The sequence below is a fragment of the Pseudarthrobacter naphthalenicus genome, assembly GCF_029076445.1.
GTDB classification, from domain to species: Bacteria; Actinomycetota; Actinomycetes; order Actinomycetales; family Micrococcaceae; genus Arthrobacter; species Arthrobacter naphthalenicus.
Genome location: NZ_JARESG010000008.1, coordinates 95,372 through 121,986, shown reverse-complemented (window position 1 = coordinate 121,986; position 26,615 = coordinate 95,372). Strand labels below are relative to the sequence as shown.

Here is a 26,615-nt window from a genome sequence, read left to right as displayed (position 1 = left end):
GTCCATGGCGGCCGCCATTGGACTTGTCCTGAAACTACCCTTTGGGGCCCCTTGAATCAATGGACGCCCGCATTATCCGGCCCGGCAACCGCGTGAATTCGCCAAACCCGCGGCTCAACTTTCGCGGAGGCCGTTCAGCGTTCGCCGGGCCGCATCCTGCAGTCCCTGGATCCCCGGGCCGGCGGCAAGGATGTCCCGGCTCGATGTGCCCAGCACCTGCGGGTACGCCGCACCGAATGTCCTGCGAAGATCAGCCGGCGTTGCGCCCTGGGCACCCAGACCCGGGGCAAGGATGGGCCCGCGGACGGCTTCCAGGTCGAGCCGCAGGTCGGCCAGCGCCGTGCCTACCGTGGCGCCGACCACCAGCCCGACTGAGCCGAGCGGCCCGGTAAAGCGCCGGTTCTCCGCCGTGGCGGCTTCCGTGATCCGGCGCGCCACGGAGTCCGCGCCGCCGACGTGCTGGACCGAGGCGCCCTCCGGGTTGGAGGTCAGGGCGAGCACAAAGACGCCGCGTCCGTACTGCGCCGCCAGCTCCAGGGCCGGCCGGAGCGACTCAAACCCGAGGTAGGGGCTCAGCGTCACAGAATCGGCCGCCAGCGCCGATCCGTCCCGGAGCCAGGCATCCGCGTAGGCGGCCATGGTGGAGCCGATGTCGCCCCGCTTGGCGTCGGCGATGGTGAGCACCTGGCCGTCGGCGGCGGCCAGTACTTCCTCCAGCACGGCCATGCCGGCTGAGCCGTGGCGCTCGTAAAGCGCCACCTGCGGCTTTACCGCGGCAGCGAGCGAACCTACTGCCTCCAGGACGGTCAGCGAAAACCGCCTCAGCCCGGCGGCGTCGTCGTCCAGTCCCCAGTTCTTCAGGAGCGCGGGGTGCGGGTCAATGCCCACACACAGCGGGCCGCGGGCCGCCATGGCCGCCCCCAGCCGGGAGCCGAAGGACTCCCGGCCGGTGGACGGTGCGGGGCCGGACTCAGGCATGCTGCGCAACCTGCGTTGCGGCGGACTGCGCGGCAGCGGCCTGCGACGCCGCCAGGGCAGCGGCGTGCTCCTGCAGGCTGGTGACCGACCATTCGTAGGTGCGCATCGCCTCGATGGCCTGTACCGCGGCGTTGATTTCGGCCACCGTGGTGATGCAGGGGATGCCGATGGACGTGGCGGCGGCGCGCAGTGCGTAACCGTCGCTGCGGGCTTCCCCGCCGGAGGGCGTGTTGAACACCATGTCGATCTCACCGGCAATGACCAGGTCGGCAATGGTGCCTTCGCCTTCGGCGCTGCTTCCTTCGGCGACCTTGCGGACCGTACTGGCCTGGATGCCGTTGCGGCGCAGGACATCGGCCGTGCCGCCGGTGGAGACAATTTCGAAGCCGAGATCAGACAGCCGCTTGATGGCCATGATGACGGCACGCTTATCGCGGTTGGCCACGGAGACGAAGATCTTGCCTTCGGTGGGCAGGGCATTGTTCGCAGCCGCCTGGCTCTTGGCGAAGGCGGTGTCGAAGTGCTTGTCGATGCCCATGACTTCGCCGGTGGAACGCATTTCCGGGCCGAGCAGGGAATCCACCACCTTGCCTTCCGGGGTGCGGAAGCGGCTGAAGGGCAGCACTGCTTCCTTGACCGAGACCGGCGCGTCGAGCGGCAGGGAGGAACCGTCCCCGGTTTCCGGCAGCATCTTGTAGGCGGTGCGGAGCTGGTTGATGGTGACGCCGGTGCCGATCAGGGCCGCGGCCTTGGCCATCTGCACGCCGGTTGCCTTGGAGACGAACGGCACGGTACGGGAGGCCCGCGGGTTCGCTTCCAGGACATAGAGCACGTCCGAGGCCAGCGCGAACTGGATGTTGATCAGGCCGCGGACGCCCACGCCTTCGGCGATGGCGCGGGTGGCGGTGCGGACCCGCTCGAGCACGTTGTTGCCGAGGGTGATCGGGGGCAGCACGCACGCGGAGTCACCGGAGTGGATCCCGGCCTCCTCGATGTGCTCCATGATGCCGCCGAGGTACATGTCGGTGCCGTCGAAGAGGGCGTCGACATCGATTTCGACGGCGTCCTCCAGGAACCGGTCGATCAGGACCGGGTGGTCCGGGGTGATTTCGGTGGCGTTGGCGATGTACCGGGAGAGGTTCGGCTCGTCGTAGACAATTTCCATGCCGCGGCCGCCCAGGACGTAGGACGGGCGGACCAGGACCGGGTAACCGATTTCGTCCGCGATCTTCTTGGCGTCCTCGAAGGACACGGCGGTGCCGTTCTTCGGGGCGATCAGGCCGGCGTTGTCCAGGACGCGGGAGAATTCGCCGCGGTGCTCGGCGAGATCGATCGCTTCCGGGGACGTGCCCAGGATGGGGACGCCGGCGTCGGCCAGCTGCTGCGCCAGCTTCAGCGGGGTCTGGCCGCCCAGCTGGACGAACACACCCATGACTCCGCCGGTGCGCTCTTCGGCGGCGATGACCTCCAGCACGTCTTCGAGCGTCAGCGGCTCGAAGTACAGGCGGGTGGAGACGTCATAGTCCGTGGAGACGGTCTCGGGGTTGCAGTTGACCATCACGGTTTCGTACCCGGCCTTGCGCAGCGCCATGGAGGCGTGAACGCAGGAGTAGTCGAATTCGATTCCCTGGCCGATCCGGTTGGGCCCGGAGCCCAGGATCAGGATGGACGGCTTGGCGTGCAGCGCAATCTCGTCCTCCTCGTCGTAGGACGAGTAGTGGTAAGGGGTGTACGCGGCGAATTCGGCGGCGCAAGTGTCCACGGTCTTGTAGACGGGGCGGATGCCGAGGGCCTGGCGGACCCCGCGGACCACGGCTTCGGAGTTGTGCGTCAGGGCACCGATCTGCTGGTCCGAGAAGCCGTGGCGCTTGGCGCGCTGGAGCATCTCCACCGTCAGGGAGCCGGCCTTGCGGATCTCGTGGGAGATTTCGTTGAGCAGCTGGAGCTGGTCGAGGTACCAGGGGTCGATCTTGGTGGCTTCGAAGAGCTGTTCCACGGTGGCGCCGCCGAGCAGGGCACGCTGGACCTGGTGCAGGCGTTCGGTGGTGGGCCGTTTGGCCTTTTCGATCAGCTCCGGGACTTCCCATTCCGGGACCGGGGTGAAGTCCAGCTGCGAGCCCTTCTGCTCCAGGGAGCGCAGAGCCTTCTGCAGGGCTTCGGTGAAGTTGCGGCCCATGGCCATCGCTTCGCCCACGGACTTCATGGTGGTGGTCAGGGTGTCGTCCGCTGCCGGGAACTTCTCGAAAGCGAAGCGCGGGACCTTCACCACCACATAGTCCAGGGTGGGTTCGAAAGACGCGGGGGTCTTCTGGGTGATGTCGTTCGGGATCTCATCCAGGGTGTAGCCGAGCGAGAGCTTGGTGGCGATCTTGGCAATGGCAAAGCCGGTGGCCTTTGAGGCCAGGGCCGAGGACCGGGAAACGCGCGGGTTCATTTCGATGACCACCACACGGCCGGTGTCCGGCTCCACCGCGAACTGGATGTTGCAGCCGCCGGTGTCCACGCCCACTTCACGGATGACGGCGATGGAGATGTCGCGCAGCCGCTGGTACTCGCGGTCGGTGAGGGTCAGTGCCGGGGCCACCGTGATGGAGTCGCCGGTGTGGACGCCCACCGGATCAAAGTTTTCGATGGAGCAAACAACCACGACGTTGTCGTTCTTGTCCCGCATCATCTCGAGTTCGTACTCCTTCCAGCCCAGGATGCTCTCTTCGAGCAGCACCTCGGACGTGGGGCTGTACTGCAGGCCCTGGCCCACAATGCGGCGGAGGTCTCCCTCGTCGTAGGCCAGGCCGGAGCCGAGGCCGCCCATGGTGAAGGAGGGCCGGACCACCATCGGGTAGCCGAGGTCTTCGGCTGCCTTGAGGGCCTCGTCAATGGTGTGGATGATGTGGCTCCGGGCCGATTCGGCCCCGCAGCGTTCCACCACGCCCTTGAACTTCTCCCGGTCCTCGCCGAGCTCGATCGCCGCGATGTTGGCACCGATGAGCTCTACGTTGTACTTTTCCAGCACACCGTTCTTGTCCAGGGCGATGGCCGTGTTCAGCGCTGTCTGGCCGCCGAGGGTGGGGAGGATGGCATCGGGCCGCTCCTTGGCGATGATCTTCTCCACCACCTCGGGGGTGATGGGCTCGATGTAGGTGGCGTCTGCGAACTCGGGATCCGTCATGATGGTGGCCGGGTTGGAGTTCACCAGGATGACCCGGAGGCCCTCCTCCTTGAGGACCCGCAGTGCCTGGGTGCCGGAGTAGTCGAATTCGGCGGCCTGGCCGATGACGATCGGGCCGGAACCAATGACGAGGACGCTTTTGAGATCTGTACGTTTCGGCATTACTTGTTGTCCTCAGTCTTGTTGTCAGTCTTCTGCGTTGCTGCCGGGTGTGCGGAGTCCACCGGTTCCTTGGAGAGGTTGGCCGTCCGGCCATCCCGGGTGCCTTCCATCAGGTCGATGAAACGGTCGAACAGGTAGGCGGCGTCGTGCGGCCCGGCGGCAGCCTCGGGGTGGTATTGGACCGAGAAGGCGGGGATGTCCAGGCAGGCCAGGCCCTCCACGACGTCGTCGTTCAGGCTGATGTGGCTGACCTCGACGCGGCCGTACCGCTCCTCCGGGGCCTGCGTGGCGCCGTCGAGCGGGGCGTCCACGGCGAAACCGTGGTTCTGGGAGGTGATTTCCACCTTGCCGGTGCGGCGGTCCATCACGGGCTGGTTGATGCCGCGGTGGCCGTAGCGGAGTTTGTACGTACCGAAGCCGAGCGCGCGGCCCAGGATCTGGTTTCCGAAGCAGATGCCGAAGTACGGCAGTTTCTCATCCAGGACCGAGCGCAGGAGCTTGACCTGGGCGTCGGCCGTGGCCGGGTCACCGGGGCCGTTGGACATGAAGAACCCGTCCGGGTTGACGGCCTTGACGTCTTCCAGGGTGGCGGTGGCCGGGAGCACGTGGACCCGGACGCCGCGTTCGGCGAACCGGACCGGGGTCATGGCCTTGATGCCGAGGTCGATGGCGGCGATGCTGAACCGGGCGTCGCCTTCCCAGCCGTGGTCCTTGGGATCCACCACGTACGCCTTGTCCACGCTGACTTCCTCAGCCAGGCGGGCGCCTTCCATCGGCGCGCTGGCCAGGACGGCGGCTACCAGTTCCTTGTCAGAGGCCTTGGCGGCGTCGCCTGAGAAGATTCCGGCGCGCATGGTCTTGTGTTCGCGCAGGTGCCGGGTGATGGCGCGGGTATCCACGCCCTGGATTCCTACGATCCCCTGGTCAACAAGCTCCGCGTCCAGGGAGCGTTCAGAGCGCCAGTTGGAGGGGCGTCGTGCGGCGTCGCGGACAATGTAGCCGGCCACCCAAATGCGGCGGGACTCGGCGTCGTCACTGTTCACGCCGGTGTTGCCGATGTGCGGTGCGGTCTGCACCACGAGCTGGCGGGCGTAGGAGGGATCCGTGATGGTCTCCTGGTAGCCGGTCATGCCCGTGGCGAACACTGCCTCGCCCAGGGCGGTGCCCTGCGCACCGTAGCTGGTGCCGCGGAACATACGGCCGTCTTCCAGGACGAAGACCGCCGGTGCGGGCGCCGTGGGGGAACTCGTTGCTTGGGGTGTCGCTGTTTCAGTCACTGTCTTACTTTCCACTCTGGGGATCCTGGGAATGTTCTTGGGGGGCGGCGATCAATCGCTGAAGAGAGTCATGGAGGACGTCCTTGTCGGCAGCCCTGCGGGTCCGGAAGCCGGTGTCCACGGAGTTGGCCCCGAGGTCCCACGTCATCACCAGGAGACCATCCTTTTCCACAAACTTGCCTGCCATGCCGCTTTCCATCCGGACACCGGTCAGGCGGCCGGCAGGGATGTAGACGGCCGGGGCTCCTGAGCGGTCCAGGAGCAAACCGTGCGGGTACACACTCAGGACGGCGTTGGTCCGGATGCCGAGGCCGTGGACGGCGATCCGGTCGAGCCAGTCACCGGCGGTGGTGGTGGCAACGTACTGGCCTTCCGCCTCGGCGTCCGGCTCACCGGGCTCCGCGGGCACTGCGGGCAAAGGGTCGACGCCGGCCTGCCGCCGGAGGCGGTTCCGCCAGCCGAACCCGATCATGACCAGCACGACGGCGATAATCGCCAGGGTGCTGACCAGCGCGAGGGTCTGGGTGTTCATCAGGCGGCGCCTGCCGCAGCCGCCGCCGATTCGCGGTAGGGGGTGTTGAGCTCGCCGGCCAGCACGGTGGGGTGGCCCTTGTAGAACGTGGCGACCACCTTGCCCGGCAGTTCCAGGCCGGCAAACGGGGAGTTGCGGCCCATGGTGGCCATTTTTTCCGGATCGACGGTCCAGCGGGCGGCGGGGTCCACCAGGATGAGGTTGGCGGGCTCGCCGGCGTCCAAGGGCCGGCCCTGGTCCGCCAGGCGGCCGATCCGGGCGGCGGCGGTGGAGGTCACCCGGGCGAAGTCGGCCCACGTCATCAGGCCCGTCTCGATCATGGTGTGCTGGACCACGGACAGGGCGGTTTCCAGCCCGGTCATGCCCATGGCTGCCTGCGCCCACTCGCATTCCTTGTGCTCGCTGGGGTGCGGGGCGTGGTCGGTGCCCACAACGTCGATGGTGCCGTCAGCCAGTCCGGCGCGCAGGGCCTGCACATCGGCATCCGTGCGCAGCGGCGGGTTGACCTTGTAGACCGGGTTGTAGCTGCGGACCAGATCGTCCGTCAGCAGGAGGTGGTGCGGGGTGACCTCGGCGGTGACGTTGATGCCGCGTTCCTTGGCCCAGCGGATGATCTCCACGGAGCCGGCGGTGGAGACGTGGCAGACGTGCAGTCGGGAGTCCACGTGCTGTGCCAGCAGCACGTCGCGGGCAATGATGCTTTCCTCGGCCACCGCGGGCCAGCCCGTGAGGCCCAGGACCGCGGAGACGGCGCCCTCGTTCATCTGGGCCCCGGCGGTGAGGCGGGGTTCCTGCGCGTGCTGGGCAACCACGCCGTCGAACGCTTTGACGTACTCCAGCGCGCGGCGCATCAGCACGGGATCGTGGACGCAGATGCCGTCGTCGGAGAACATCCGCACCTGGGCGCGGGAATCGGCCATGGCGCCCAGCTCGGCGAGCTGCTCCCCCGCCAGGCCCACGGTGACGGCGCCCACGGGGCGGACGTCCACCCAGCCGGCGGCACGGCCCAGGCTGTGGACCTGCTCCACCACGCCGGCGGTGTCCGCCACCGGATTGCTGTTGGCCATGGCGTGGACGGCCGTGTAGCCGCCCAGGGCTGCGGCGCGGGTGCCGGTCTCGACGGTCTCGGCATCTTCACGGCCGGGTTCGCGCAGGTGGGTGTGCACGTCCACCATGCCGGGCAGCGCCACCAGGCCGGCCGCCTCGATGACGGTGGCGGCCTGGGCGTCACTGTGGCCGGCCGCGCCGGTGCCACGGGCGGTGATAACGCCGTCACGGATAAGCAGGTCCTCGGCGTCGCCGCCCAGGATGGCCGCACCGCGGATCAGGTACGTTCCGTTGTTCTCTGCCATTACTTGCTCTCCTCTGTGGAACGGGGTGTGCGGGCAGGGTCAGTGGCTGTGCCCGCGGTGGCGGCTGGTTCGCGGGTGTCCCCGGAGAGCAGCAAATACAGTGCGGCCATGCGGATCGAGACGCCGTTGCGCACCTGTGCAAGCACGGTGGAACGGGGTGAATCGGCGGCGGCCGCGGAAATTTCCAGGCCCCGGTTCATGGGGCCGGGGTGCATGATGATGGTGTCTTTGAGCCCCAGGGAGTCCAGCGCGCGGAGCCGGTTGTCGTCAAAGCCCCAGCGGCGGGAGTACTCGCGGGTGGACGGGAAGAATGAGGCGTTCATCCGCTCGCCCTGCACCCGCAGCATCATCACCGCGTCCACTCCCTTTTTGAGGGTTTCGTCGATGTCGTAGCTGACCTTGCAGGGCCAGTGCTCGACGCCGATGGGCAGCAGGGTGGGCGGCGCCACGAGGGTGACGTCAGCGCCCAGGGTGCGGAGCAGCCAGACGTTGGAGCGGGCGACGCGGGAATGCAGGACGTCGCCGGCGATGGCGACGCGCATCCCCTTCAGGTCAGCACCGATGGACCCGTTCCCGGAGAGCCTGGACCAGTGACGGCGCATGGTGAAGGCGTCAAGGAGTGCCTGGGTGGGGTGTTCGTGGGTGCCGTCGCCGGCGTTGATGACGGCTGCGTCAATCCAGTCGGTGGCGGCCAGGCGGTGCGGTGCGCCGGAGGCCCAGTGACGGATCACGACGGCGTCAACACCCATGGCTGCCAGCGTCTGGGCCGTGTCCTTGAGGGATTCGCCCTTGGAAACGGACGAGCCCTTGGCGGCGAAGTTGATGACGTCCGCGGACAGCCGTTTGGCGGCCGCTTCGAAGGAGATCCGCGTCCGGGTGGAGTCCTCGAAGAAGAGATTGACCACCGTGCGGCCTCGGAGGACCGGGAGCTTCTTGACTTCGCGGTCTCCCACGGCCGCCATTTCTTCGGCGGTGTCGAGGATGCGGATGGCGTTGGCGAGGCTGAGGTCTTCGGTGGAGAGCAGGTGTTTCACAGACCGCCCTCGATGACCACTTCGTTGACCTTGGCCCCGTCTGCCGCGGTGTCAGTTTCCTCCAGGCGGACCCTGACTTTCTCCGCGGAGGAGGTGGGGAGGTTCTTTCCCACGTGGTCGGCCCGGATAGGGAGCTCGCGGTGGCCGCGGTCGATCAGCACAGCCAGCCTGACAATCCGGGGACGGCCGAGGTCGGTGATGGCGTCGAGGGCGGCGCGGATGGTCCGGCCGGAATACAGGACGTCATCAATGAGCACCACAACCTTGTTGTCGATTCCCGTGCGCGGGAGCTGGGTGGGGTACGGCGGCCTGGTGGGCTGGCGTGAAAGGTCATCGCGGAACATGGTCACATCCAGCTGACCGACGATTTCAGCGGCGTTGACCGTGGGGTCCGCTGCCGCAATCTTGTGTGCCAGGCGAAGCGCCAGCGGGTAACCGCGGCGCGGGATGCCCAACAGGACCAGGTCCTGGGAGCCTTTGTTGGCCTCGAGGATTTCATGGGCGATACGAGTGAGGGCCCGGTCAATGTCCGCCTGGCTGAGAACAACCCTGGCTGGAACCGGTGCGCTTGTGACGGAAGTCAACGCTCGTCTCCCCTTTCCCCGCCTCACGGGACGGAATTAAAAAAGGATCATGTGCGGTTCAAAATTACCACACTGGCGCCGGGCACTAGGCTTTCGTCTATGTCCACCAACCCTTATCATCGGGGTCCCGGCCGGTCCGGCGGACCCGCCGGACCCCAGGACCCCTTCCCCGGCCAGGCGAACCCCAGCTGGATGGGAAGGATCGAGCCGGCGTACTACCGGCCGGCGCCGGGCACCTATGCTGCCCCCCTGCCGGTATTGGGTCCTCCGGAGCCCGGCCGCGGGGGCCCCGGCATGCGGTCCGCGGGCCTGCTGGCCCTGACCGTCGGCGGCGCGGCCCTCGCCTTCCTGAGCCTGCTGTTGGTGGTGCCCTTCCTGGTGGCGAGCACGGGGGTGGGCGGATTCGTTGTGGGCTTTGTCGTCTCGCTGGTTCCGTTGTCGGTGGTCCTGCTGGCGGTCCATGCCATCGACCGGTGGGAACCTGAGCCCAAACGGCTGCTCTTGTTCGCGTTCACCTGGGGAGCCGCCGTGTCCGTTGCCGTCACGCTCCTGATTCAGCCGTTCTTCGCCCTGACCTTTCAGTTCAGTGACGCCGCGGACCTCCAAACCTATATGGCCACTGTCCAGGCGCCGGTGGTGGAAGAGTTTGCCAAGTCTTTGGGCCTGCTGTTGCTGCTCCTCCTCGCCCGGAAACACTTCGATGGCCCGGTGGACGGTGTGGTGTTCGCGTTCACCATTGCCGGCGGTTTTGCGTTCACCGAGAACATCCTTTACTTCGGCCGTGCCATCGCTGAGTCCGCCAGCCCGGCCACCGGCCTGGCCCAGGTCTTTCTGCTCCGTGGCGTCATGTCGCCCTTCGCCCACGCTATATTCACCGGGACCACGGGCCTCATTATGGGATTCGCAGCGCGGCGCTGGCACGCCGGAGCCTCAGTGCTGGCCTTTTTCATCGGCCTGGTCCCGGCGATGCTGCTCCACAACCGGTGGAACAGCATGGGAGCAGGATTCGCGGCCGAGTACCTCTTTGTCCAGGTGCCGATCTTCGTCCTGGCGGTGGTGGGAATCATCCTGCTTCGCGTGGCGGAAAGCCGGCTCACCCGGCAGCGGCTCATGGAGTACGCCGCTGCCGGCTGGTTCAGTCCCGCCGAGGTGGAGCTGCTGGCAACTCCCCGTGGACGGCGCACTGCGCTGCATTGGGCGGCCGGCAGCCACCGCCGCCCGCAGATGAAGGCGTTCCTGCACGCGGCCACCCAACTGGCCTTCATCCGCCAGAGAATCCTCACCGGCCGGGATGTTCAGCTGCACCAGGCCGAGGAGAAGCAGCAGCTGCAGCGGATCCTGTCGCTGCGCGCCGCCGTCGCAGGCTGAACCGGTGGCTGCGGCTACTTTGTGGGGGAACCTACGCGTAATGCGGTCAGAGCCAGCGCTTCGTCGAGCACTGTGCCGAAATTCCGCGCATCGTGGGCGAACCGGCCCAGAAACAGTCCTGCGACCCCGTCGAGCGCGGGCAACAGTCCGGGCTTCGCTGAACCGCCATAGATGATGGGCACCTGCGCCAGGTCGCTGCCTGCCTCGTTCGACCGGGCGGAGAGCAGGGACCGTAGGGCCCGCACGACGGCGGTGACGTGGTCCGGGCCGGCGGGCTCGGCCGCGCCAATGGCCCACACCGGTTCGTAGGCGATCACAAGCCTGGACGCCAGGGACCAGTCGCCGCCAACCGCTCCGGCGATCTGGTCATAGACAACCCCGGCCGCGCGCTCGGCAGCGGTCCCCCCCGGGTCATCGCGGGTGTCCTCGCCAACGCATAAAAGCGGTGTGATGCCGGCATTGTCCGCCGCCCTGACCTTAAGTGCGATCATGGCCGTGTCCTCGCCGAGGTGCGCGCGCCGTTCGGCGTGGCCGATCTCCACCAGGCGTACGCCCAGCTCGGCCAGGAGCGATGGAGACACCTCGCCTGTCCACGGGCCGTCCGCCCAGCCGCAGTTCTGTGCTCCCAGCAGAAGGGGCGACCCTTCCAGAACGCCGGCGGCGGCCGGGAGAACGGGGAAGGAAGGAATCACAAACGGGACTACCCGCCCGGCCGCGAGGGCCGGGCGGGAGTCCACTTCCTGCTGGATGCGGGCCAGCCAGTCAAGGCAGTCACGGTACCCCATGTACATCTTGGTGCTGACGCCGATGTACAGGACGTCCGGGACACCGGACCGGCCACTGCCGCAAGCAGTCATGGTGTCGGTCATTTATCGTCGAGCAGATCGTCCGCCCTATTGCTGAACCGCTTGGTGGCATACATCATGATGGCCGCCACGAACGGAAGCACACCCAGCGCGTAGACGCCCATGGTGCCGGTGTCCGATGCGGTGACCTGGTTCACCGTGGTCCGCAGGATAGGGGCGACGAATCCGCCCAGGTTACCCAGCGAGTTGATCAGGCCGATTCCTGCAGCGGCCGCTGTCCCGGTGAGGAACGCCGTCGGGTAGGACCAGGCGATGGGCCCGATCGAAAGGAAGCTGCAGACGGCGAGGGTGATGAAGATGATGCCCAGCGCAGGAAGGTGGTTGGAGCCCGCCCATGCGGAGCCGAAGATGCACAGCCCGGTGGAGAGGAACAGGCCTGTGCCCCACACCCTGCGGCGCACAATGGTGTTGGCCGCCTTGCCAATGAAGTAGCAGGCAAAGATCCCGAAGAACCAGGGGATGGCCGCCATCAGCCCGACCGCGAGGCCCACTTTCTGCCCGGTCAGCTGGGCCACCTGCTGCGGCAGGTAGAAGGTGACACCATAAACTGCGATCTGGAGGCAGAAGTAGATGACCGTGAAGTACCAGACCTTGCCGTTCTTCATGGCGGCAAGGACACCGCGCGGACCGGACTCTTCCTTGACGGTGTCCTCCAGCGCCATAACGTCCAGGAGCGCCTTCTTCTCGTCCTTGTCCAGGAACTTGGCGTCCTGCGGGCTGTTGATCAGGAAGAAGTACGCGGCGATGCCCGCCACGACTGCGAGGGCACCTTCGACGAAGAACATGACCTGCCAGCCGTGCACGCCGGGGACCTGGTCGCCGATGTTGATGAGCCAGCCGGAGAGCGGTGCGCCCATCATCTGGGAAAAGGGCTGGGCGAGGTAGAAGATGGCAAACATCTTCACCCGGACCTTGTTGGGGAACCAGGCGGCCAGGAACATGATCACGCCCGGGAACAGTCCGGCCTCGGTCACGCCCAGGAGGAACCGCAGGATGATGAAGGAGGTCTCGCCCTGGACGAACGCGAAGCACGCGGACACGATGCCCCACGTGATGGCGATACGGGCCAGCCACACCTTCGCGCCGAATCTGGTCAGCAGCAGGTTGGACGGGATCTCAAACAATGCGTAGCCGATGAAAAAGATGCCGGCGCCAAGCGCGTAAGCGCCGGCTGTGATGCCTTTGTCCATTTCCAGCGCTGCCTCGGCGAAGCCCACGTTCGTGCGGTCCAGGAACGCCACGACGTACAGGATGACGAGCATCGGCATGAGCCGGAAGGATGCTTTGGAAATCGCCGATTTGAGAACCGGTGAATCCAGTAACTCCTTAGTGGCGGACGTTCCGGTGTTGACAGTCATTTAAACTCCTCATTGAGCCAGGGGGGCAGGCAGTTCTGATGGGGTGATGGAGAGGGTTTAGAGCGAGAAAACGATGAGCGCTATGCCCACCAGGCAGGCGATGACGCCCACTGCCAGGTAGATTTTGCGTTCTTTGGTCCAGGAGGCCACGGCGGTCCTTTCCTAGTGCATGTAGAGGCCGCCGTCGACATTCAGCGTCTGGCCGGAGATGTAGCCGGAGTCCTCGCTGATGAGGAAGGCGATGGCTGCTGCGATGTCGCGGGTGGATCCGACGCGGTTGACCACCAGGTCCTTGGTAAGTTCCTCCTTGCGTTCCTGGCTGAGGGTGCCGCCCATGATGTCGGTGTCGATGGGACCCGGGGAGATGGCGTTGACCGTGATGTCGTACTCCCCCAGTTCCCGGGCCGTGGCGCGGGTCAGACCGATAACGCCGGCCTTTGCCACGGAGTACGGGGTCTTGGAGAACGTGCCGCCGCCGCGCTGGGCTGACACGGAGGAGATGTTGACGATGCGCCCGATCCGGTTCTTCACCATGGACTCGGCTACCCGGCGGGTGGCGTAGTGGACGCCGTTGAGGTTGATGCCCAGCACGCGGTCCCATTCGGCAGCGTCCAGTTCCAGGTACGGAACCGGTGAGCTGACGCCGGCGACATTTGCCAGGGCCACGATCTGCGGGAGGTTTGCCTCGAGCTCGTCGATGGCGTTGCGGACGGATGTTTCATCGCCAACGTTGGCGCCGACGCCGTGGGCCTGCACTCCGTACTGCTCGGAAAGCTCCTTGGCCGTTGCTTTGCACAGGGCGTCGTCGAGGTCGATGATGCCGATGTTCCAGCCTTGGGCGGCCAGGTAGTTGACGGTGGCGCGGCCGATGCCGCGTTCGGAAACGGCTCCGGTGACGATGGCGGTGCGTTCTGCGGGGAAGGTATTCATGGCTGCTCCTGGGATTCTGCGTTAGTGGATGGGCGCGGGGCCGAGGTCTTCGATCAGCTTTTGCATGGCCACGTAGGCCTTGTTGCGGTAGGCAATGAGCTCGGGGGTGCGCTCCGCGGGCACGTTGAGGAAGCCGGCGCCCGTCTTGGTGCCCAGCTTCCCGGCCTCCACCAGGTCCGTGAGGATCTTCGGGGTGGCGAACCGCTCAGGGAATTCGGTCTGGAGCGACTTGTAGCAGAAGTTGTAGACGTCCAGTCCCGCCATGTCCGCAATGGCGAACGGGCCGAAGAACGGGAGCCGGAAGCCGAAGGTGGTGCGGACCAGGGTATCCACGTCATCCGCCGTCGCGATTCCCTGCTCCACCAGCTGCGCGGCTTCGTGGAACAGCGCGTACTGCAGGCGGTTGAGCACAAAGCCGGTGACGTCCTTGACCACTGCGGTCTGCTTATTGGCGGCATGGACCAGGTCGCGGACGGCGCCGACGGTCGTCGCGGAGGTGCCGGCGTGAGGGATGATCTCCACGCCCGGAATGAACGGCGACGGGTTGGAGAAGTGAACGCCGAGGAACCGCTCCGGGTTGGTTACGGGTTCGGACAGCTCAGCGATGGAGATGGTGGAGGTGTTGGACCCGATGATGGCGTCCGGCCGGGCTGCGGCGCTGATGCGGGCAAGTGTCTGGTGCTTAATGGCGATGACTTCGGGGACGGCTTCCTCGATGAAGTCCGCGTCGGCAACGGCTTCCTCGATGTCCCGGGCGGCCCAGAGGTTCTGCTTCAGGATTTCGGTGGAACCGGCGGGGAAAAGGCCGTCGGCCACGAACTGGTCCGATTCGGCGAGGAGCCTGTCGTAGTTGCTCTGCGCCACTTCGGCGGACACGTCTGCCAGTGCCACGCGGGCACCGCCGAGTGCCAGGACCTGCGCGATCCCGCCGCCCATGTAACCCGAACCGACGACGGCGATCTTGCGTGCGCTGTTGGCCGCCGCGTTGGGGGTGCTTGCTGTTTCGGTCATGATCAGACTGCTTTCGTGTATTCGGGCTCGTAGGAGCAGATGGCGTCCACCTTGGCGGCGGAGGATGAAGTCGCATCGAAGCGGTAGTCCAGCCATTCACCGACGAGCTTCTTGGCCAGCTCCAGGCCGATTACGCGCTGCCCCATGGTGAGTACCTGCGCGTTGTTGCTGAGAACCGATCGTTCCACGGAGTAGCCGTCGTGGGCGGTGACGGCCCGGATCCCGGGCACCTTGTTGGCTGCGATGGCGACGCCCAGGCCGGTGCCGCAGATCAACAGCGCACGGTCCGCGTGGCCTTCGGCTACCTTGCGGGCCGCGTCAACGGCAACATGCGGGTAGGCGGTTGAGTCGTCCGCGCCCACGCCGATGTCCACGACGGACGCGACCCGGCTGTCCGCTTCGAGCAGCGCCTTCAGCGCTACCTTGTATTCGACGCCGGCCTCATCGTTGCCAATGACGATGCGCCATCCTGCCGGCGTACTGGGGGTGCTGCTCATGCTTCTGCTCCATTTCCGGCCACCGAGGCAGCCAGCCGGGAATCATTCAGTGGGGTGTCGTTCAGTGCTGTGTCGATGTAGGCGGAGACGCGCGCGGCGATCAGGCCGAACGAGACGGCGCCCGGATCGGGGTGGCCCACGCTCTTTTCAGCCAGCGGCCGTGCCCGGCCTTTGAGCGGCCGGAGCGACGCGGTGGCATCCGCCGCTTCGCGGGCGGCAGTGGCTGCCGAGGCGAGGGCTACGGCTACCTGGGCGCCGCCGTCGAACGCGGCAAGGAAGGTGTCCTTGAAGGGCAGCAGCGCATCAACCATGGTCTTGTCCCCCGGTTCTGCCTTGCCGAGCGCGGTGATGGCGTCCACGAAGGCGGTGACGGCGGCAGCGGCATCGGCGCCGCGGTAGGCGTCCTTGTTGCCGAGCGCGAGACCGGCGGCGATCACCGCGGATCCCCAGAGCGCCCCGGAGGTGCCGCCGGCCCGTTCGCTCCAGGCTTCCCCTGCAGCGGTCAGGACGCGTTGCACCGAGAGCCCGGCCGCGGACACGTCCCGGCCTGCCGCTGCGGCGGCGTCAATGCCGCGGCGCATGCCGATGCCGTGGTCACCGTCGCCCGCGATGGCGTCCAGGTTGCCCAGCTCGTCTTCATGTTCGATGACGACGTCCTGGATTTGGGCGAGGACGGCGGCTGCGAGCCGGCCCAGGTCAGCCGCTGCCGGCGTGGTGTCTTCCACCTCGCCCGCCACGGCGTCTTCCGGCCCGGCCAGTTCGCGGCGGGCCCGCGGGGCGAGGTTGCCCTTGCGGAACGCCGGCGTGTCGGCCGGGGCGGCCCAGAGTTCTTCGAGTTCCTCGTCCAGCCAGAGCAGGGTCAGTGAGAGCCCGGACATGTCCAGGCTGGTGACCAGCTCTCCGCATTCGGGTTCCACAACGGTCAGGCCGGCAGCGGAGAGGAGCTTCTCGATTTTGCCGAAAAGCAGGAACAGTTCGTCGTACTTGACGGTGCCCAGGCCGTTGACGATGGCCACGACGCGGTTTCCGGCGTCGTCAGGTTTGTCCGCCAGGAGCTTGGAGACCAGGAGGTCGGCCAGCTCGGAAGCGGTGGGCATTGGGTGCTCGGAAATTCCCGGTTCGCCGTGGATGCCAAGGCCCAGCGACATCTGCCCTTCGGGAACGTGGAACAGCGGCGCGTCGGCTCCCGGAAGGGTGCAGCCATCAAACGCGACGCCCAGGGAGCGGGTGCGGTAGTTGGTCCGGATGGCCAGGCGCTCCACAGCGTCGAGGTCCAGTCCTGCTTCGGCGGCGGCGCCGGCGATCTTGAACACGGTGAGGTCGCCGGCGATGCCGCGGCGCTTTTCGATCTGGTCCAGCGGTGCGCTGGCGATGTCGTCGGTGACCAGGACGGTCCGCGTTTCGATGCCCTCGGCGTTAAGGCGAAGCTGGGCCTGGCCGAAGTGGAGCACATCACCGGCGTAGTTGCCGTAGCTCAGCAGCACGCCGCCGCCGGCGTTGGATGCCTTGGCCACCCGGTAGACCTGGCCGGCCGCCGGGGAAGCGAACATGTTGCCGCAGGCGGAGCCCGCGGCAAGGCCGGGCCCCACCAGGCCCGCGAAGGCCGGGTAGTGGCCGGAACCGCCGCCTACTACCAGGGCCACTTGGCCGGCGGGTACCTCTGTGGAGCGGACCACGCCGCCGTCCACCCGGGCCACATAGCCTCGGTTGGCCGCCACAAAGCCGTCCAGTGCCTCATCCGCGAAATCAGCGGGGTTGTCAAAGATCTGGGTCATGGTTTCCTCATCGAATCCGTTGTGTTGATGCCGTGTCCGTTCGAAGCGGCCCGGACTAGACGCTGGCGAGTGCAGCGGCGGACGGCTGCTGCCGTCCCTGCGCCACCTGGCTCGTGCCGAGCGCGTAACCCTCTGCCTTCGGCAGGACCTGGCGGCGGAGGTAATCCTGGTTGCTTGCGGTGACGCTGAGCCCGTCACCGCCGTAGTGCTCGGTGCAGAGAATGCCCTGGAAGCCAACGGACAGCGCCACTTTGAAGGCCTCGCGGTAATTGATGAGGCCGCTTTCCATGGGGGCAGGCATGGCCACGTAGGAGTCCCGGGCCATGTCCTCATCGCGGATGTAGTTCTTCATGTGCCAGTAGTTGGAGTACGGGAGGGTTTTGGCCACCATCTCGCGCCAGTCCTCGATGGGGCGGTGGACCCGGATGAGGTTGCCGAGATCCGGGTTGAGCCCAACGTTGGACAGCCCGATGTCCTGGACGAGCTGCACGGAGGAGTCAGCGGTGCCCAGGTAGGTGTCCTCGTACATTTCGAGGGAGAGCAGGACGCCCACTTCCGCGGCGTGGCGGCCGAGTTCACGGAGCCGGCTGACGGCGTTGCCCCAGGCTTCCTTGTTCCCGGCCGGGTCCTTGTAGCCTTCGACAGTCCAGAACCAGAGCTGTTTTTGCTGCTCGGCCGTGATGGCCTGGTGCAGGCCGAAGGAGACTACTTCGCAGCCCAGCTCGGCGGCGGCGTCGATGGTGCGGTGGCTGTAGGCCAGGTTGGCTTCCCAGTTGCCTTCCTCGATGACGCTGCGCCGGATGGCGGAGATGACCGGAACGCCGATGCCTACGGCGTCCGCCGTCCGTTTGAACTCGGCCAGCCGCTCCCCGCTGAGGTCCCCGGGCCGGACCCAGCTGTCCGTCAGGTCGGCGTTGGCAAAGCCGGCTTCCTTGACTTCGGTGAGGACCTCGGCCCAAACGGACGCGTCAGCATCGTTGATGTTCACGCCGTTGGCGTCGGTGCCCGGAAACTGCAGCAGGGCTGCGGTGATGGGCCAATTCTCAGCTGTGTAAGCCACGATGTTTTACTCCTTTGGAATCCTCTTTCCTATAGGATCCACTATCAAAAGGAAGTTGTCAACGTCACACTGATGACTTCGTCGGGGCGGCCTCTAGTGTTCCGGGGCGTCCGCCATGGCCCTGGAGCGAACCTTCCGGATGTGCTCTGCCATGGCGGCCGCGGCCTTGTCCGGGTTGCCGGCCGTAAAGGCCTCCAGGACCGCCTGATGCTCGGCGATCGCATATTCGGCGTCCGTGATGCCCACGCCGCTGAAGAGGCGGAAACGCTGCACCTGTCCCCCCAGGGCCGAGTAAGCGGCCTCCAGGAACTGGTTGCGGGTTAGCCGGGCGATTACCTGGTGGAACCGCTCATCCGCTTCGAGGTAGGCCTTGAATTCAGCAAAGGCGGGTCCCCGTGGTGCTGACTTCATGTCCTCAACCGTCTGGGCGAGCTCGGCCAGGCCGTGACGGGTGGTTCGTTCACAGGCCAGGCGGGCATTTACCGGCTCAATCGCCAGGCGGGCCTCCATCAGCTCGGCAAAGTCCTCCCGCGTAAAGACGGGAGCTACCCGGTAACCCTTCAACGCAACCCGGCGGACCATGCCGGTGTGTTCCAGGCGTGCCAGTGCCTCGCGGACGGGGGTGGGGGAAACATCGAGTTCACGGGCGGTCCCGTCAATGCTCACCACGGCGCCTGGCGCCAGGCGCCCGTCCATGAGGGATGCCAACAGCTCGGCATAGACGTGATCGGCGAGCACCTGGCGGCTGACGCTCCGGCTGGTGGGGGCTGACCCGCGCAGGACTGCCGGCCTGGCATCGGCATGGGTTACTTTGGGCGCATTGGGCATGGTCAGATCCTATAGATGCGGAAGGTTGCGGGCCATTGTTGCGGGTACGGCAGAGCCCCGGCAGGCGGACCTGCCGGGGCTCTGCCCCGCGTGGCTTGGGCTCGGCGGGAGGGGTTACAGCGGCTGCGTCAGGCGAGCAGCGAAGGTTTCAGCTGCTGCAGGCGTCCCAGGAGGCCGTTGATGAACGACGGCGACTCATCAGTTGAGAGCGTTTTGGCCAGGGCCACTGCTTCACTGACGGCGACGCCGTCCGGGACGTCGTCGTTGTACAACAGTTCCCACGTGCCGATCCGCAGGATGACGCGGTCCACGGAAGGCATACGCTCCAGTGTCCAGCCCTGGGAATAGGTTTCGAGGAACTCGTCGATGGCGGTCTGCTGCGAGACGACACCTTCGACAATTTCAAGGGTGTACGGGTTGATGATCTGATCAGTCATTTCGCGCCGTGCCCGCAGCACGTCAAAAGCCGAAACTGAGCGCTGCTCAGCCTCGAAAAGCACATCCAGTGCCCGGTTCCGGGCCTTTCCGCGGGCGCTCACTACTCGCTGACCCGGCCGAGGTAGCTGCCGTCGCGAGTGTCAACCTTGACCTTGGTGTTGTTCTCAACGAACAGCGGAACCTGGATTTCGTAACCCGTTTCCAGGGTTGCCGGCTTGGTGCCGGCGGAGGACCGGTCGCCCTGCAGGCCCGGTTCGGTGTAGGTGATCTCCAGGACAACGCTCGGCGGGAGTTCGATGTAGAGCGGGTTGCCTTCGTGGATGGCGATGTTGACCATCTGGTTCTCCAGCATGAAGTTGGTGGCGTCGCCCACCGTTGCACCGGAGACCGTGATCTGGTCGAAGTCGGAAGTGTCCATGAACACGAAGTCGGCACCGTCCTGGTACAGGTACTGGTAGTCGCGGCGGTCAACCGTGGCGGTCTCAATCTTGAGGCCGGCGTTGAACGTCTTGTCCACAACCTTGCCGGACATCACGTTCCGCATCTTGGTCCGTACAAAGGCGCCACCCTTGCCGGGCTTGACGTGCTGAAATTCGATGACGTTCCAGAGCTGGCCTTCGAGCTTCAGGACCGTGCCGTTCTTGATGTCGTTAGTGGTTGCCACTGGTTTCCTTTGGTTTCTTCGTCCGGTGAGTTCTCAGACGTTCTATGCCGGTCAGTCAGGCCGGGAGGCCCGCCAACTCGTGTTTGTCAAAAATCCAAGAACTATTCTACCGGTAATTTCAAGGCAGCCTGCGTCCCGGGACGGCCGCCCCTCTCAGCAGGCAAGGTCCAGGACCTCCCGCGCGCGCTGGAGGGCCACCGTGGACGCGTAGATCTGGGCGGCGTCAGCGGATTGCGCCACGCGCAGGTCCAACGCGCGGGCGAAGGCTTCAACAGCTGCGGAGATGTGGCCGGAGGTGTACTGAACCTTGCCGATGTACTGCAGGACCAGGGCCTCACGCTCGGTTCCCTGGAACTCGGCGAGCAGTTGCTTGAAGAGTTCCAGTGCCCGGTCCGAGCGGTGCGACACGCGCAGCACCTCTGCCTCGAATGCCCGCAGCCGGAACGATTCGGGGTCCTTGAACCGTGCTTCGGCCAGCAGTTCGGCAGCCTCCGCGGCGTGCCCTTCCACGATCAGGACAAAGATGTGGTCTGCCGGGTCGGTGGACGCTGCAAGGGCCGTGCTGCAGGCCTCCGCATTGATGATTTCCGGCATCAGGGTCAGCGGATTGACCCGGATGCCGGGAAAGCCTGCTTCCGGCCAGTCGCTGGTGCCCGCCAGGTCGCCCTGCATCAGGAAGCGATTTCCTGGTAGGCGGCAAACAGCAGCGACGTGTCCGGGACATCCAGGATGCCGGGTTTGGCAATGCCGTCGAGGACCACAAACCGGAGCAGGTCACCGCGCGACTTCTTGTCGCGGCGCATGCCGTCCAGCAGCCCCTGCCAACGGTCCCTCCGGTAGGTGACCGGGAGGCCCAGGTTTTCGAGGATGCTGCGGTGCCGGTCGGCGTCGGCGTCGCTGAGGCGCCCCACGCTGCGGGCGAGTTCGGCTGCGAACATCATGCCAACGGAAACCGCGGCACCGTGTCGCCAGGAGTAGCGCTCCACCAGTTCAATGGCGTGGCCCAGGGTGTGGCCGTAATTGAGGATTTCGCGCAGCCCGGATTCCTTGAGGTCTTCCGAGACCACCTTCGCCTTGACGGCAATGGCACGTTCGATAAGTTCCCGGACGGTATCCGATTCCGGATCGGTGACCGCTGCGGTGTCCTTCTCCACAAGGTCCAGAATGACCGGATCCGCAATGAAGCCGCACTTGATGACTTCCGCCATTCCGGAAATGATCTCGTTGCGGGGCAGGGTTTTGAGTGTGTCCAAATCCACCAGCACCCCTGCCGGCGGGTGGAAGGACCCCACCAGGTTTTTGCCTTCGGCGGTGTTGATCCCGGTCTTTCCGCCCACCGAGGCGTCCACCATGCCGAGGAGGCTGGTCGGCATGTGGATGACCTTTACGCCGCGGAGCCAGGTGGCCGCCACGAAACCGGCGAGGTCCGTCACGGCGCCGCCGCCTACCGCCACGATGGCGTCAGAGCGGGTGAAGTCGTTCTGGCCAAGTACCTGCCAGCAGAACGCCGCGACCTGGATGTGTTTGCCCTCTTCGGCATCAGGGATTTCCGCGGTCAGGGAGGTGAAGCCGGCGGCGGCGAGTTCGTCGCGGACGGTATCGCCCGTGAGGCGCAGCGCCCGGGGGTGGATAACCAGCACCCGGCGGACGCGCTCCCCCAGCAGGGCCGGGAGGTCCCCCAGCAGGCCCCGACCCACGACGACGTCGTAGTTCTGCCCCGCGGATTCGCCGGTGACCTTGATGACTGTCGAATCGACGCTCACTTTTCAACTTCCTGTTTGGCGTTTGCGTATTCACGCAGCGCAACTTCAAGCCGGTGCCCCAGTTCGCTGATCGAACCGTGGCGGACGTCCAGGACCAGATCGGCCAGGCGTTCGTAGACGGGCTTCCTGGTGGCAAAGAGGGTAGCCCAGCGGGCCATGGCGTCACCGGCCAACAGCGGCCGTCCGGAATTCCGGGCGATCCGCGACGCCACAGTCGCCTCATCACATTCGAGGTACACCACGGTGCAGCCGGCGAGGATCTGCTGGGTCCCGGAATCGAGCACGGCGCCGCCGCCCAGCGAGATAACCGAGACGGTGTCAGCGGCGCGCTCCACGGCCGCGGCCACGGTGCGCGCCTCAATTTCACGGAAGGAATGCTCCCCGCGGCCGGCGAAGATCGAGGCGATGCTGCCATGGGCGTCCACGATCTGGACGTCCGTGTCGACGAAGGGAACGCCCAGGCGCTTGGCCAGCTCATGACCGATGGCGGACTTGCCCACGGCCATGGGCCCGATGAGGACGATGGGCCGGTTGCCTGGCACCATCCCTTTGCTCCCGCGGGGCACTAGTGGCCGATCGAGTCCAGGGTGGCCGGAATGCTGTCCAGGTAACCCTTGATGTTGCGTGCGGTTTCCGCGATGGAATCGCCGCCAAACTTTTCCGCGACGGCTTCGGCGAGGACCAGCGCCACCATCGCTTCCGCGACCACGCCGGCGGCCGGCACGGCACAGACGTCCGAGCGCTGGTGGTGGGCCTTGGCCGGCTCCCCGGTGCTGACGTCCACAGTCCGCAGGGCTCGCGGGACGGTGGCGATGGGCTTCATGGCCGCACGGACGCGCAGGACATCGCCGATACTCATGCCGCCCTCGATCCCGCCGGCACGGTTGCTGGTGCGCACAATCCTGCCGTCCGAATCCTTGACAATCTCGTCGTGGGCGGCGGAGCCGCGGCGCGCGGCCGTCAGGAACCCGTCACCGACTTCCACGCCCTTAATGGCCTGGATGCCCATCAGGGCTGCGGCGAGCCGCGAGTCGAGCCGGCGGTCCCAGTGGACGTAGCTTCCCAGGCCCGGCGGGAGCCCGTAGGCGAGGACCTCCACCACGCCGCCCAGGGTTTCGCCTTCCTTGTGCGCGGCGTCGACCTCGGCCACCATGGCGTCGGATGTCTCCCGGTCGAAGCACCGCAGCGGATCTGCGTCCAGCGCGATGACGTCGGCCGGAACAGGCAGCGGGCGCCCCTCGGGAACGGTCACACTGGCGATGGAAACAGTGTGGCTGACCAGTTCGATGCCCAGCTGTTTCAGGAACTGTGCGGCGACGGTGCCCATGGCTACCCGGGTGGCAGTTTCGCGGGCGCTGGCCCGCTCCAGCACCGGACGTGCTTCAGCAAAGCCGTATTTCTGCATGCCGGTGAAATCGGCGTGGCCCGGCCGGGGCCTGGTCAGCGGTGCGTTGCGTGCCAGGTCTGCGAGAACGTCAGGATCCACGGGGTCGGCCGCCATGATCTGTTCCCATTTGGGCCACTCTGTATTGGCCACCTGGATGGCCACCGGTCCGCCCTGCGTCAGGCCGTGGCGGACACCGCCGAGGATGGTAACGACATCCTGCTCGAACTTCATCCGCGCGCCACGGCCGTAACCGAGTCGGCGCCGTGCCAGCGAATCGGCGATCTGTCCGCTGGTGATTTCCACACCGGCGGGGACGCCTTCAATAATTCCCATCAGAGCCGGACCATGGGATTCACCGGCTGTCAACCAACGCAACATAATTTCCATCCTGCCACGTATGGCTGTCAGAACGCCCGTCGGGGAAGGCCGACTGAGTCGCACATCACATCTATGACCGCTGCGTTAACGTCGTCACCGCGGCCGGTAAAGAGCCGCACCTGTTCCACCGCCTGGTACAGGAGCATTTCCAGACCCGGGACCACGGTTCCGCCGCCCGCCTGCCAGACCGCAGCAATCCGGCTTGGCCAGGGGTCATAGGCGACATCGAGCAGCACGCCCGGAGTCCCGCTTCCCAAGGCTGCGATGCTGACCACCAGGTTGTCAGCCGCGCGCGGCGGCAGTGTTGAAATCACGACGTCGGCACGCGCCGTGGGTGCGGCTGCTTCGGTCATCGGCCGCACATCGATGGACACGCCGACACCGGCGGCCGCGGCCAGTGCTTCGGTGGCCCGCGACGGATCACGGACAAATACCTGGGCATGCCCTGTGCCAAGATCCTTCAGTGCGGCAACGGCCGCCGCGGCCGTGCCGCCTCCGCCCAGGACGACGGCGGACGGACTGGGCAGAGCCCCGGCGTAGCGGACCGCGTTGACAATTCCGGCGACGTCAGTGTTGTAACCCACCCGCCGGACGGACCCGCCGGATTCCTCGAAGGCCACGGTGTTCACCACGCCCAGTGTGCGGGCCACCCCGCGGACTTCGTCCACTTCCGCGACCATCCCGGTCTTCAACGGCATGGTGACCGAGAGCCCGCGCCAGCCGTCCTGCTGCCTGACCTGCTCCATAAAAGCGGGTAGCGCCTGCTCCGTCAGATCCACTGCCGTGTACGCGATGTCAAGCCCCAGCCTGCCGTAGGCCGCCAGGTGCAGGGCCGGTGATTTGGAGTGGCTGATCGGGTGGCCCAGCACGGCCGCCCGATGGCTCACGCGCAGCGGCCGGTGTTGGCCCGGCACCAGCTGTTGTACTGCTCCACGTAGCCGTTGTGCTCTGCCAGCGTCTTGGAGAACTTGGTTTCCTTGGTGTCCAGGTTGATGGTCACCCAGTACAGGTAATCGTTGGTCTTGGGCTTCGCCGCGGCATCAATGGCGGTCTTGCCGGGTGACCCGATGGGACCGGGGGGCAGGCCGGGGTTGGCGTAGGTGTTATAGGGGTTGGACTTGTCCTGGCGCTCTGCATCCGTGAAGTTGAAGCTCTTGGTGCCCAGCCCGTACGTTACGGCCGAGTCCACCTGAAGGAAGCCGCCCGTCTGGTCATTGGGCTTGAGTCGGTTGTAGATGGCACCGGCAACGTCGCCGTACTCCGCCTGACCGCCCTCGGCCTGGACAATACTGGCAACAATGATGGCCTCGTACTGCTTCGCCGGATCTGAGATCCCCTGGGCCACTAGCTCGTCCGTGGTCGTCTTGACCAGGGCCTGGAGGATGTCTTTCGCCGGGGTCCCGAGCGGGAACCGGTACTCCCCCGGGTGCAGGAAGCCTTCGAGGTTCTTGGCGTTTGCCGGCAGGCCGAACTGCTGCGGGGAGTCGCTGAACTGCTTCAGCTGCTGGACTTTGATACCCGAGCCTTCGGAAATCGCCTGTAGCGATTCGTCAATCCTCAAGCCCGCGCTGAGGGCAAAGTAAATGACCTTGGTCCTGTCATGGCCGAGGAGCACGTTGACGGCGTCGGAGTTCTTCATTTCCGATTTGAAAGTGAAGTCCCCCGGTGACAGCGTCCCACCGGAAGCGGTGAACGCCTGCAGGAAGGTGTCCGCGTTGGCGACGACCTTACCTGACTCCAGTTTGGTGGCCACGGAACGCATGCCTTCGCCCGGCTGGACCGAGACCTTGACCTCGCCGCTGCCGGGGCCGGGGTAATCACTGGCCTTGTCGCTCCCCAGCAGGGGCTTCAGGAACTGCGCGCCCACGGCGATGGCTGCCACAAACACCACGAGCGTCAGGAACAGGGCCAGGAGGCGCCGTCTGCGCCGGACCTTCTTCGAGGGCTTGGTCACCACGGAGCTGGCCGCAGCCCCGGCGAGGAGGCCGGCATTCGGGTGTTCGTCGGGGAGCGCGTCATGCCCGTCCTCAAGGTAGGGGGCATGATGGCCGTCTTCTGCGTATGGCTGACCGTCGTCGTGCTGACCCTCATAGGGCTGGTGGTCGTAGGGGTGGAGTTCCTCGGGGTGGGCGTATCCCGTCGGGTGGCCCTCGTAATGCTCGGCCCCGTAAACCTCGGCATTGTGGGCGTCAACAGCCTGGTGATGGTCAACGTCGACGTCCGGCATGGCGGGCGGGACCTGCGGATGCACCTGGGTGGGTGCATCGTCCTGGATCGAGGGCTGGGCGTCAGGCTGCGCAGGGACGCCCTGACGCTGTGCCTGAGGCCCGGCAGGCTCCACCACGGGTTCGGCCGCGCCAAGGGGCTCGCGGTCAGGTTCCGGTGGTGCAGCCGCCGGTGCAATGGCCCCGGGCGCCGCGACGTCCGCAGCTTCAGGCTCCCGCCCCGGGGCGGAGGGGTCCTGGCCGGTTTCGTACGCCTGTTCCGGAACCGCATTGGCGTCCCGCGTGTGTTTCTCCAATGCGCGCAGCTCTTTCCGGGTCAGCGGCCTGGCGCCATCTTGATTGATGGCGCCTGAGGCGTCGTCGTTATTGGACGGGCTCACTGTAGCCTTCCGTGTTCTGAAATCGAGTCTTGCCTTCGGACGCCGCAGTGCCGGCCTGAGCTGGTCCGCCTGTTCCTGAAGGCTGCGGACCGGTCGGCGCGCTGACGCGGCTCCCAACGTCCGTTCCCCTGGCTTTTTGCATGTCGATGGCGTGCTGGAGAATGCCTGCCGCCGCAACCTGATCCACAACTTTACGGTGATTGCGGCTGCTCATGCCAGCTTCGTGCAGGTTCCTGTGAGCCGTCACACTGCTGAGCCGCTCGTCCACGAGGTTCACGGGGACGTCCAGACCCCGGCCGGCCAGCTCGGTCACGAGCAGCCCGGCGTACTCGGCAGCCATTCGGGCGGAGGCGTACTCCTCCCCCTTCATGGTGCGCGGAAGCCCCACCATGATCTGGACGGCGCCGAGTTCCTGCGCCAGTGAAGCGATCACCCGCACGTCGGAGTTTTTCTTCGCGTTCCGGTCAAGGGTCTTATACGGCGTGGCCAGGATGGCATCCCGGTCGCAGATGGCCACCCCCACCCGGACGGTGCCAACGTCTACCCCCAGTTTGATGCCCTGGGGGTAGTCGCCGGCTGCAACAGGTTCAGTCACGGGT

Annotated in this window: 25 protein-coding genes; 1 reads left to right on the top strand and 24 read right to left on the bottom strand. The window is 66.2% G+C overall.

Going from position 1 to position 26,615, the window contains the following annotated elements; genetic code table 11:
* Positions 1 to 114 precede the first annotated feature (114 nt).
* The 7 genes from pyrF to pyrR are packed head-to-tail and all read right to left on the bottom strand — an operon-like array spanning position 115 to position 9,088.
* Positions 115 to 978 (bottom strand): orotidine-5'-phosphate decarboxylase, encoded by an 864-nt coding sequence (gene pyrF, locus PY310_RS10100; RefSeq protein WP_275214252.1) that lies wholly within the window; start codon positions 976 to 978, stop codon positions 115 to 117.
* Positions 971 to 4,309, bottom strand: a complete 3,339-nt coding sequence (gene carB, locus PY310_RS10095; protein ID WP_275214251.1) for a carbamoyl-phosphate synthase large subunit — start codon at positions 4,307 to 4,309, stop codon at positions 971 to 973. Before carB ends, pyrF begins: the two co-directional genes overlap by 8 nt.
* On the bottom strand, positions 4,309 to 5,610 hold the full coding sequence (gene carA, locus PY310_RS10090; RefSeq protein ID WP_275214311.1) for a glutamine-hydrolyzing carbamoyl-phosphate synthase small subunit: 1,302 nt from the start codon (positions 5,608 to 5,610) through the stop codon (positions 4,309 to 4,311). Before carA ends, carB begins: the two co-directional genes overlap by 1 nt.
* Positions 5,591 to 6,118, bottom strand: coding sequence for a PH-like domain-containing protein (locus PY310_RS10085; protein WP_275214250.1), 528 nt, complete (start codon positions 6,116 to 6,118; stop codon positions 5,591 to 5,593). The genes carA and PY310_RS10085 overlap by 20 nt, the downstream gene beginning before the upstream one ends.
* A complete protein-coding gene (locus tag PY310_RS10080; RefSeq protein ID WP_275214249.1) occupies positions 6,118 to 7,470 on the bottom strand; it encodes a dihydroorotase in 1,353 nt (450 codons plus the stop codon). The genes PY310_RS10085 and PY310_RS10080 overlap by 1 nt, the downstream gene beginning before the upstream one ends.
* Positions 7,470 to 8,504: an aspartate carbamoyltransferase catalytic subunit gene (locus PY310_RS10075; protein WP_275214248.1), complete on the bottom strand. Its 1,035-nt coding sequence runs from the start codon at positions 8,502 to 8,504 to the stop codon at positions 7,470 to 7,472. The genes PY310_RS10080 and PY310_RS10075 overlap by 1 nt, the downstream gene beginning before the upstream one ends.
* Entirely contained in the window at positions 8,501 to 9,088 is a 588-nt protein-coding gene (gene pyrR / locus PY310_RS10070; RefSeq protein WP_275214247.1) for a bifunctional pyr operon transcriptional regulator/uracil phosphoribosyltransferase PyrR, read from the bottom strand. Before pyrR ends, PY310_RS10075 begins: the two co-directional genes overlap by 4 nt.
* Positions 9,089 to 9,187: 99 nt before the next feature.
* On the opposite strand from pyrR, the gene PY310_RS10065 reads away from it, so the two are divergent.
* On the top strand, positions 9,188 to 10,456 hold the full coding sequence (locus PY310_RS10065) for a PrsW family intramembrane metalloprotease (RefSeq protein WP_275214246.1): 1,269 nt from the start codon (positions 9,188 to 9,190) through the stop codon (positions 10,454 to 10,456).
* Between the two features lie 14 nt (positions 10,457 to 10,470).
* Here PY310_RS10065 and PY310_RS10060 read toward each other — a convergent pair whose 3' ends face one another.
* The 17 genes from PY310_RS10060 to ruvX form a co-directional block, all read right to left on the bottom strand.
* Entirely contained in the window at positions 10,471 to 11,313 is an 843-nt protein-coding gene (locus PY310_RS10060) for a triose-phosphate isomerase family protein (protein WP_275214245.1), read from the bottom strand.
* An 8-nt stretch (positions 11,314 to 11,321) separates the two neighbouring features.
* On the bottom strand, positions 11,322 to 12,680 hold the full coding sequence (locus PY310_RS10055) for an MFS transporter (RefSeq protein WP_275214244.1): 1,359 nt from the start codon (positions 12,678 to 12,680) through the stop codon (positions 11,322 to 11,324).
* 162 nt (positions 12,681 to 12,842) lie between these two features.
* Positions 12,843 to 13,610 (bottom strand): SDR family NAD(P)-dependent oxidoreductase, encoded by a 768-nt coding sequence (locus PY310_RS10050; RefSeq protein WP_275214243.1) that lies wholly within the window; start codon positions 13,608 to 13,610, stop codon positions 12,843 to 12,845.
* A 21-nt stretch (positions 13,611 to 13,631) separates the two neighbouring features.
* Positions 13,632 to 14,621: a 3-hydroxyacyl-CoA dehydrogenase family protein gene (locus tag PY310_RS10045; protein WP_275214242.1), complete on the bottom strand. Its 990-nt coding sequence runs from the start codon at positions 14,619 to 14,621 to the stop codon at positions 13,632 to 13,634.
* Between the two features lie 2 nt (positions 14,622 to 14,623).
* Positions 14,624 to 15,118, bottom strand: a complete 495-nt coding sequence (locus PY310_RS10040; RefSeq protein ID WP_275214241.1) for a ribose-5-phosphate isomerase — start codon at positions 15,116 to 15,118, stop codon at positions 14,624 to 14,626.
* Complete coding sequence (dhaL, locus tag PY310_RS10035) at positions 15,115 to 16,893, bottom strand: dihydroxyacetone kinase subunit DhaL (RefSeq protein ID WP_275214240.1); 1,779 nt, start codon at positions 16,891 to 16,893, stop codon at positions 15,115 to 15,117. The genes PY310_RS10040 and dhaL overlap by 4 nt, the downstream gene beginning before the upstream one ends.
* A 55-nt stretch (positions 16,894 to 16,948) precedes the next feature.
* The gene (locus PY310_RS10030) at positions 16,949 to 17,953 is read right to left on the bottom strand and encodes a sugar phosphate isomerase/epimerase family protein (RefSeq protein WP_275214239.1); all 1,005 of its coding nucleotides are present in this window, start codon (positions 17,951 to 17,953) and stop codon (positions 16,949 to 16,951) included.
* A gap of 93 nt (positions 17,954 to 18,046) precedes the next feature.
* On the bottom strand, positions 18,047 to 18,781 hold the full coding sequence (locus tag PY310_RS10025; protein WP_275214238.1) for a GntR family transcriptional regulator: 735 nt from the start codon (positions 18,779 to 18,781) through the stop codon (positions 18,047 to 18,049).
* A 128-nt stretch (positions 18,782 to 18,909) separates the two neighbouring features.
* Positions 18,910 to 19,320 (bottom strand): transcription antitermination factor NusB, encoded by a 411-nt coding sequence (gene nusB / locus PY310_RS10020; protein WP_275214237.1) that lies wholly within the window; start codon positions 19,318 to 19,320, stop codon positions 18,910 to 18,912.
* Positions 19,320 to 19,883 (bottom strand): elongation factor P, encoded by a 564-nt coding sequence (gene efp, locus PY310_RS10015; RefSeq protein ID WP_275214236.1) that lies wholly within the window; start codon positions 19,881 to 19,883, stop codon positions 19,320 to 19,322. Before efp ends, nusB begins: the two co-directional genes overlap by 1 nt.
* A 153-nt stretch (positions 19,884 to 20,036) precedes the next feature.
* Entirely contained in the window at positions 20,037 to 20,555 is a 519-nt protein-coding gene (locus PY310_RS10010) for a tetratricopeptide repeat protein (RefSeq protein WP_275214235.1), read from the bottom strand.
* Positions 20,555 to 21,646 carry a 3-dehydroquinate synthase gene (gene aroB / locus PY310_RS10005; RefSeq protein WP_275214234.1) on the bottom strand — a complete coding sequence of 364 codons (1,092 nt, stop codon included), beginning with the start codon at positions 21,644 to 21,646 and terminating at the stop codon, positions 20,555 to 20,557. Before aroB ends, PY310_RS10010 begins: the two co-directional genes overlap by 1 nt.
* Complete coding sequence (locus PY310_RS10000) at positions 21,643 to 22,191, bottom strand: shikimate kinase (protein ID WP_275214233.1); 549 nt, start codon at positions 22,189 to 22,191, stop codon at positions 21,643 to 21,645. The genes aroB and PY310_RS10000 overlap by 4 nt, the downstream gene beginning before the upstream one ends.
* A 20-nt stretch (positions 22,192 to 22,211) precedes the next feature.
* Entirely contained in the window at positions 22,212 to 23,411 is a 1,200-nt protein-coding gene (aroC, locus tag PY310_RS09995; protein WP_275214232.1) for a chorismate synthase, read from the bottom strand.
* 26 nt (positions 23,412 to 23,437) lie between these two features.
* Complete coding sequence (locus tag PY310_RS09990; protein ID WP_275214231.1) at positions 23,438 to 24,298, bottom strand: shikimate dehydrogenase; 861 nt, start codon at positions 24,296 to 24,298, stop codon at positions 23,438 to 23,440.
* Positions 24,295 to 26,016, bottom strand: a complete 1,722-nt coding sequence (mltG, locus tag PY310_RS09985; protein WP_275214230.1) for an endolytic transglycosylase MltG — start codon at positions 26,014 to 26,016, stop codon at positions 24,295 to 24,297. Before mltG ends, PY310_RS09990 begins: the two co-directional genes overlap by 4 nt.
* The gene (ruvX, locus tag PY310_RS09980; protein ID WP_275214229.1) at positions 26,000 to 26,611 is read right to left on the bottom strand and encodes a Holliday junction resolvase RuvX; all 612 of its coding nucleotides are present in this window, start codon (positions 26,609 to 26,611) and stop codon (positions 26,000 to 26,002) included. The genes mltG and ruvX overlap by 17 nt, the downstream gene beginning before the upstream one ends.
* Between the last annotated feature and the right edge of the window lie 4 nt (positions 26,612 to 26,615).

Coding starts and splice junctions, on each gene's coding strand:
- PY310_RS10060 (WP_275214245.1), bottom strand. CDS start 11,313: ATGACTGCTTGCGGCAGTGGCCGGTCCGGTGTCCCGGACGTCCTGTAC.
- dhaL (WP_275214240.1), bottom strand. CDS start 16,893: ATGACCCAGATCTTTGACAACCCCGCTGATTTCGCGGATGAGGCACTG.
- PY310_RS10055 (WP_275214244.1), bottom strand. CDS start 12,680: ATGACTGTCAACACCGGAACGTCCGCCACTAAGGAGTTACTGGATTCA.
- PY310_RS10010 (WP_275214235.1), bottom strand. CDS start 20,555: ATGCAGGGCGACCTGGCGGGCACCAGCGACTGGCCGGAAGCAGGCTTT.
- carB (WP_275214251.1), bottom strand. CDS start 4,309: ATGCCGAAACGTACAGATCTCAAAAGCGTCCTCGTCATTGGTTCCGGC.
- PY310_RS10065 (WP_275214246.1), top strand. CDS start 9,188: ATGTCCACCAACCCTTATCATCGGGGTCCCGGCCGGTCCGGCGGACCC.
- pyrF (WP_275214252.1), bottom strand. CDS start 978: ATGCCTGAGTCCGGCCCCGCACCGTCCACCGGCCGGGAGTCCTTCGGC.
- PY310_RS10085 (WP_275214250.1), bottom strand. CDS start 6,118: ATGAACACCCAGACCCTCGCGCTGGTCAGCACCCTGGCGATTATCGCC.
- PY310_RS10025 (WP_275214238.1), bottom strand. CDS start 18,781: ATGCCCAATGCGCCCAAAGTAACCCATGCCGATGCCAGGCCGGCAGTC.
- PY310_RS10000 (WP_275214233.1), bottom strand. CDS start 22,191: ATGGTGCCAGGCAACCGGCCCATCGTCCTCATCGGGCCCATGGCCGTG.
- PY310_RS10040 (WP_275214241.1), bottom strand. CDS start 15,118: ATGAGCAGCACCCCCAGTACGCCGGCAGGATGGCGCATCGTCATTGGC.
- aroC (WP_275214232.1), bottom strand. CDS start 23,411: ATGTTGCGTTGGTTGACAGCCGGTGAATCCCATGGTCCGGCTCTGATG.
- PY310_RS10045 (WP_275214242.1), bottom strand. CDS start 14,621: ATGACCGAAACAGCAAGCACCCCCAACGCGGCGGCCAACAGCGCACGC.
- PY310_RS10050 (WP_275214243.1), bottom strand. CDS start 13,610: ATGAATACCTTCCCCGCAGAACGCACCGCCATCGTCACCGGAGCCGTT.
- PY310_RS10080 (WP_275214249.1), bottom strand. CDS start 7,470: ATGGCAGAGAACAACGGAACGTACCTGATCCGCGGTGCGGCCATCCTG.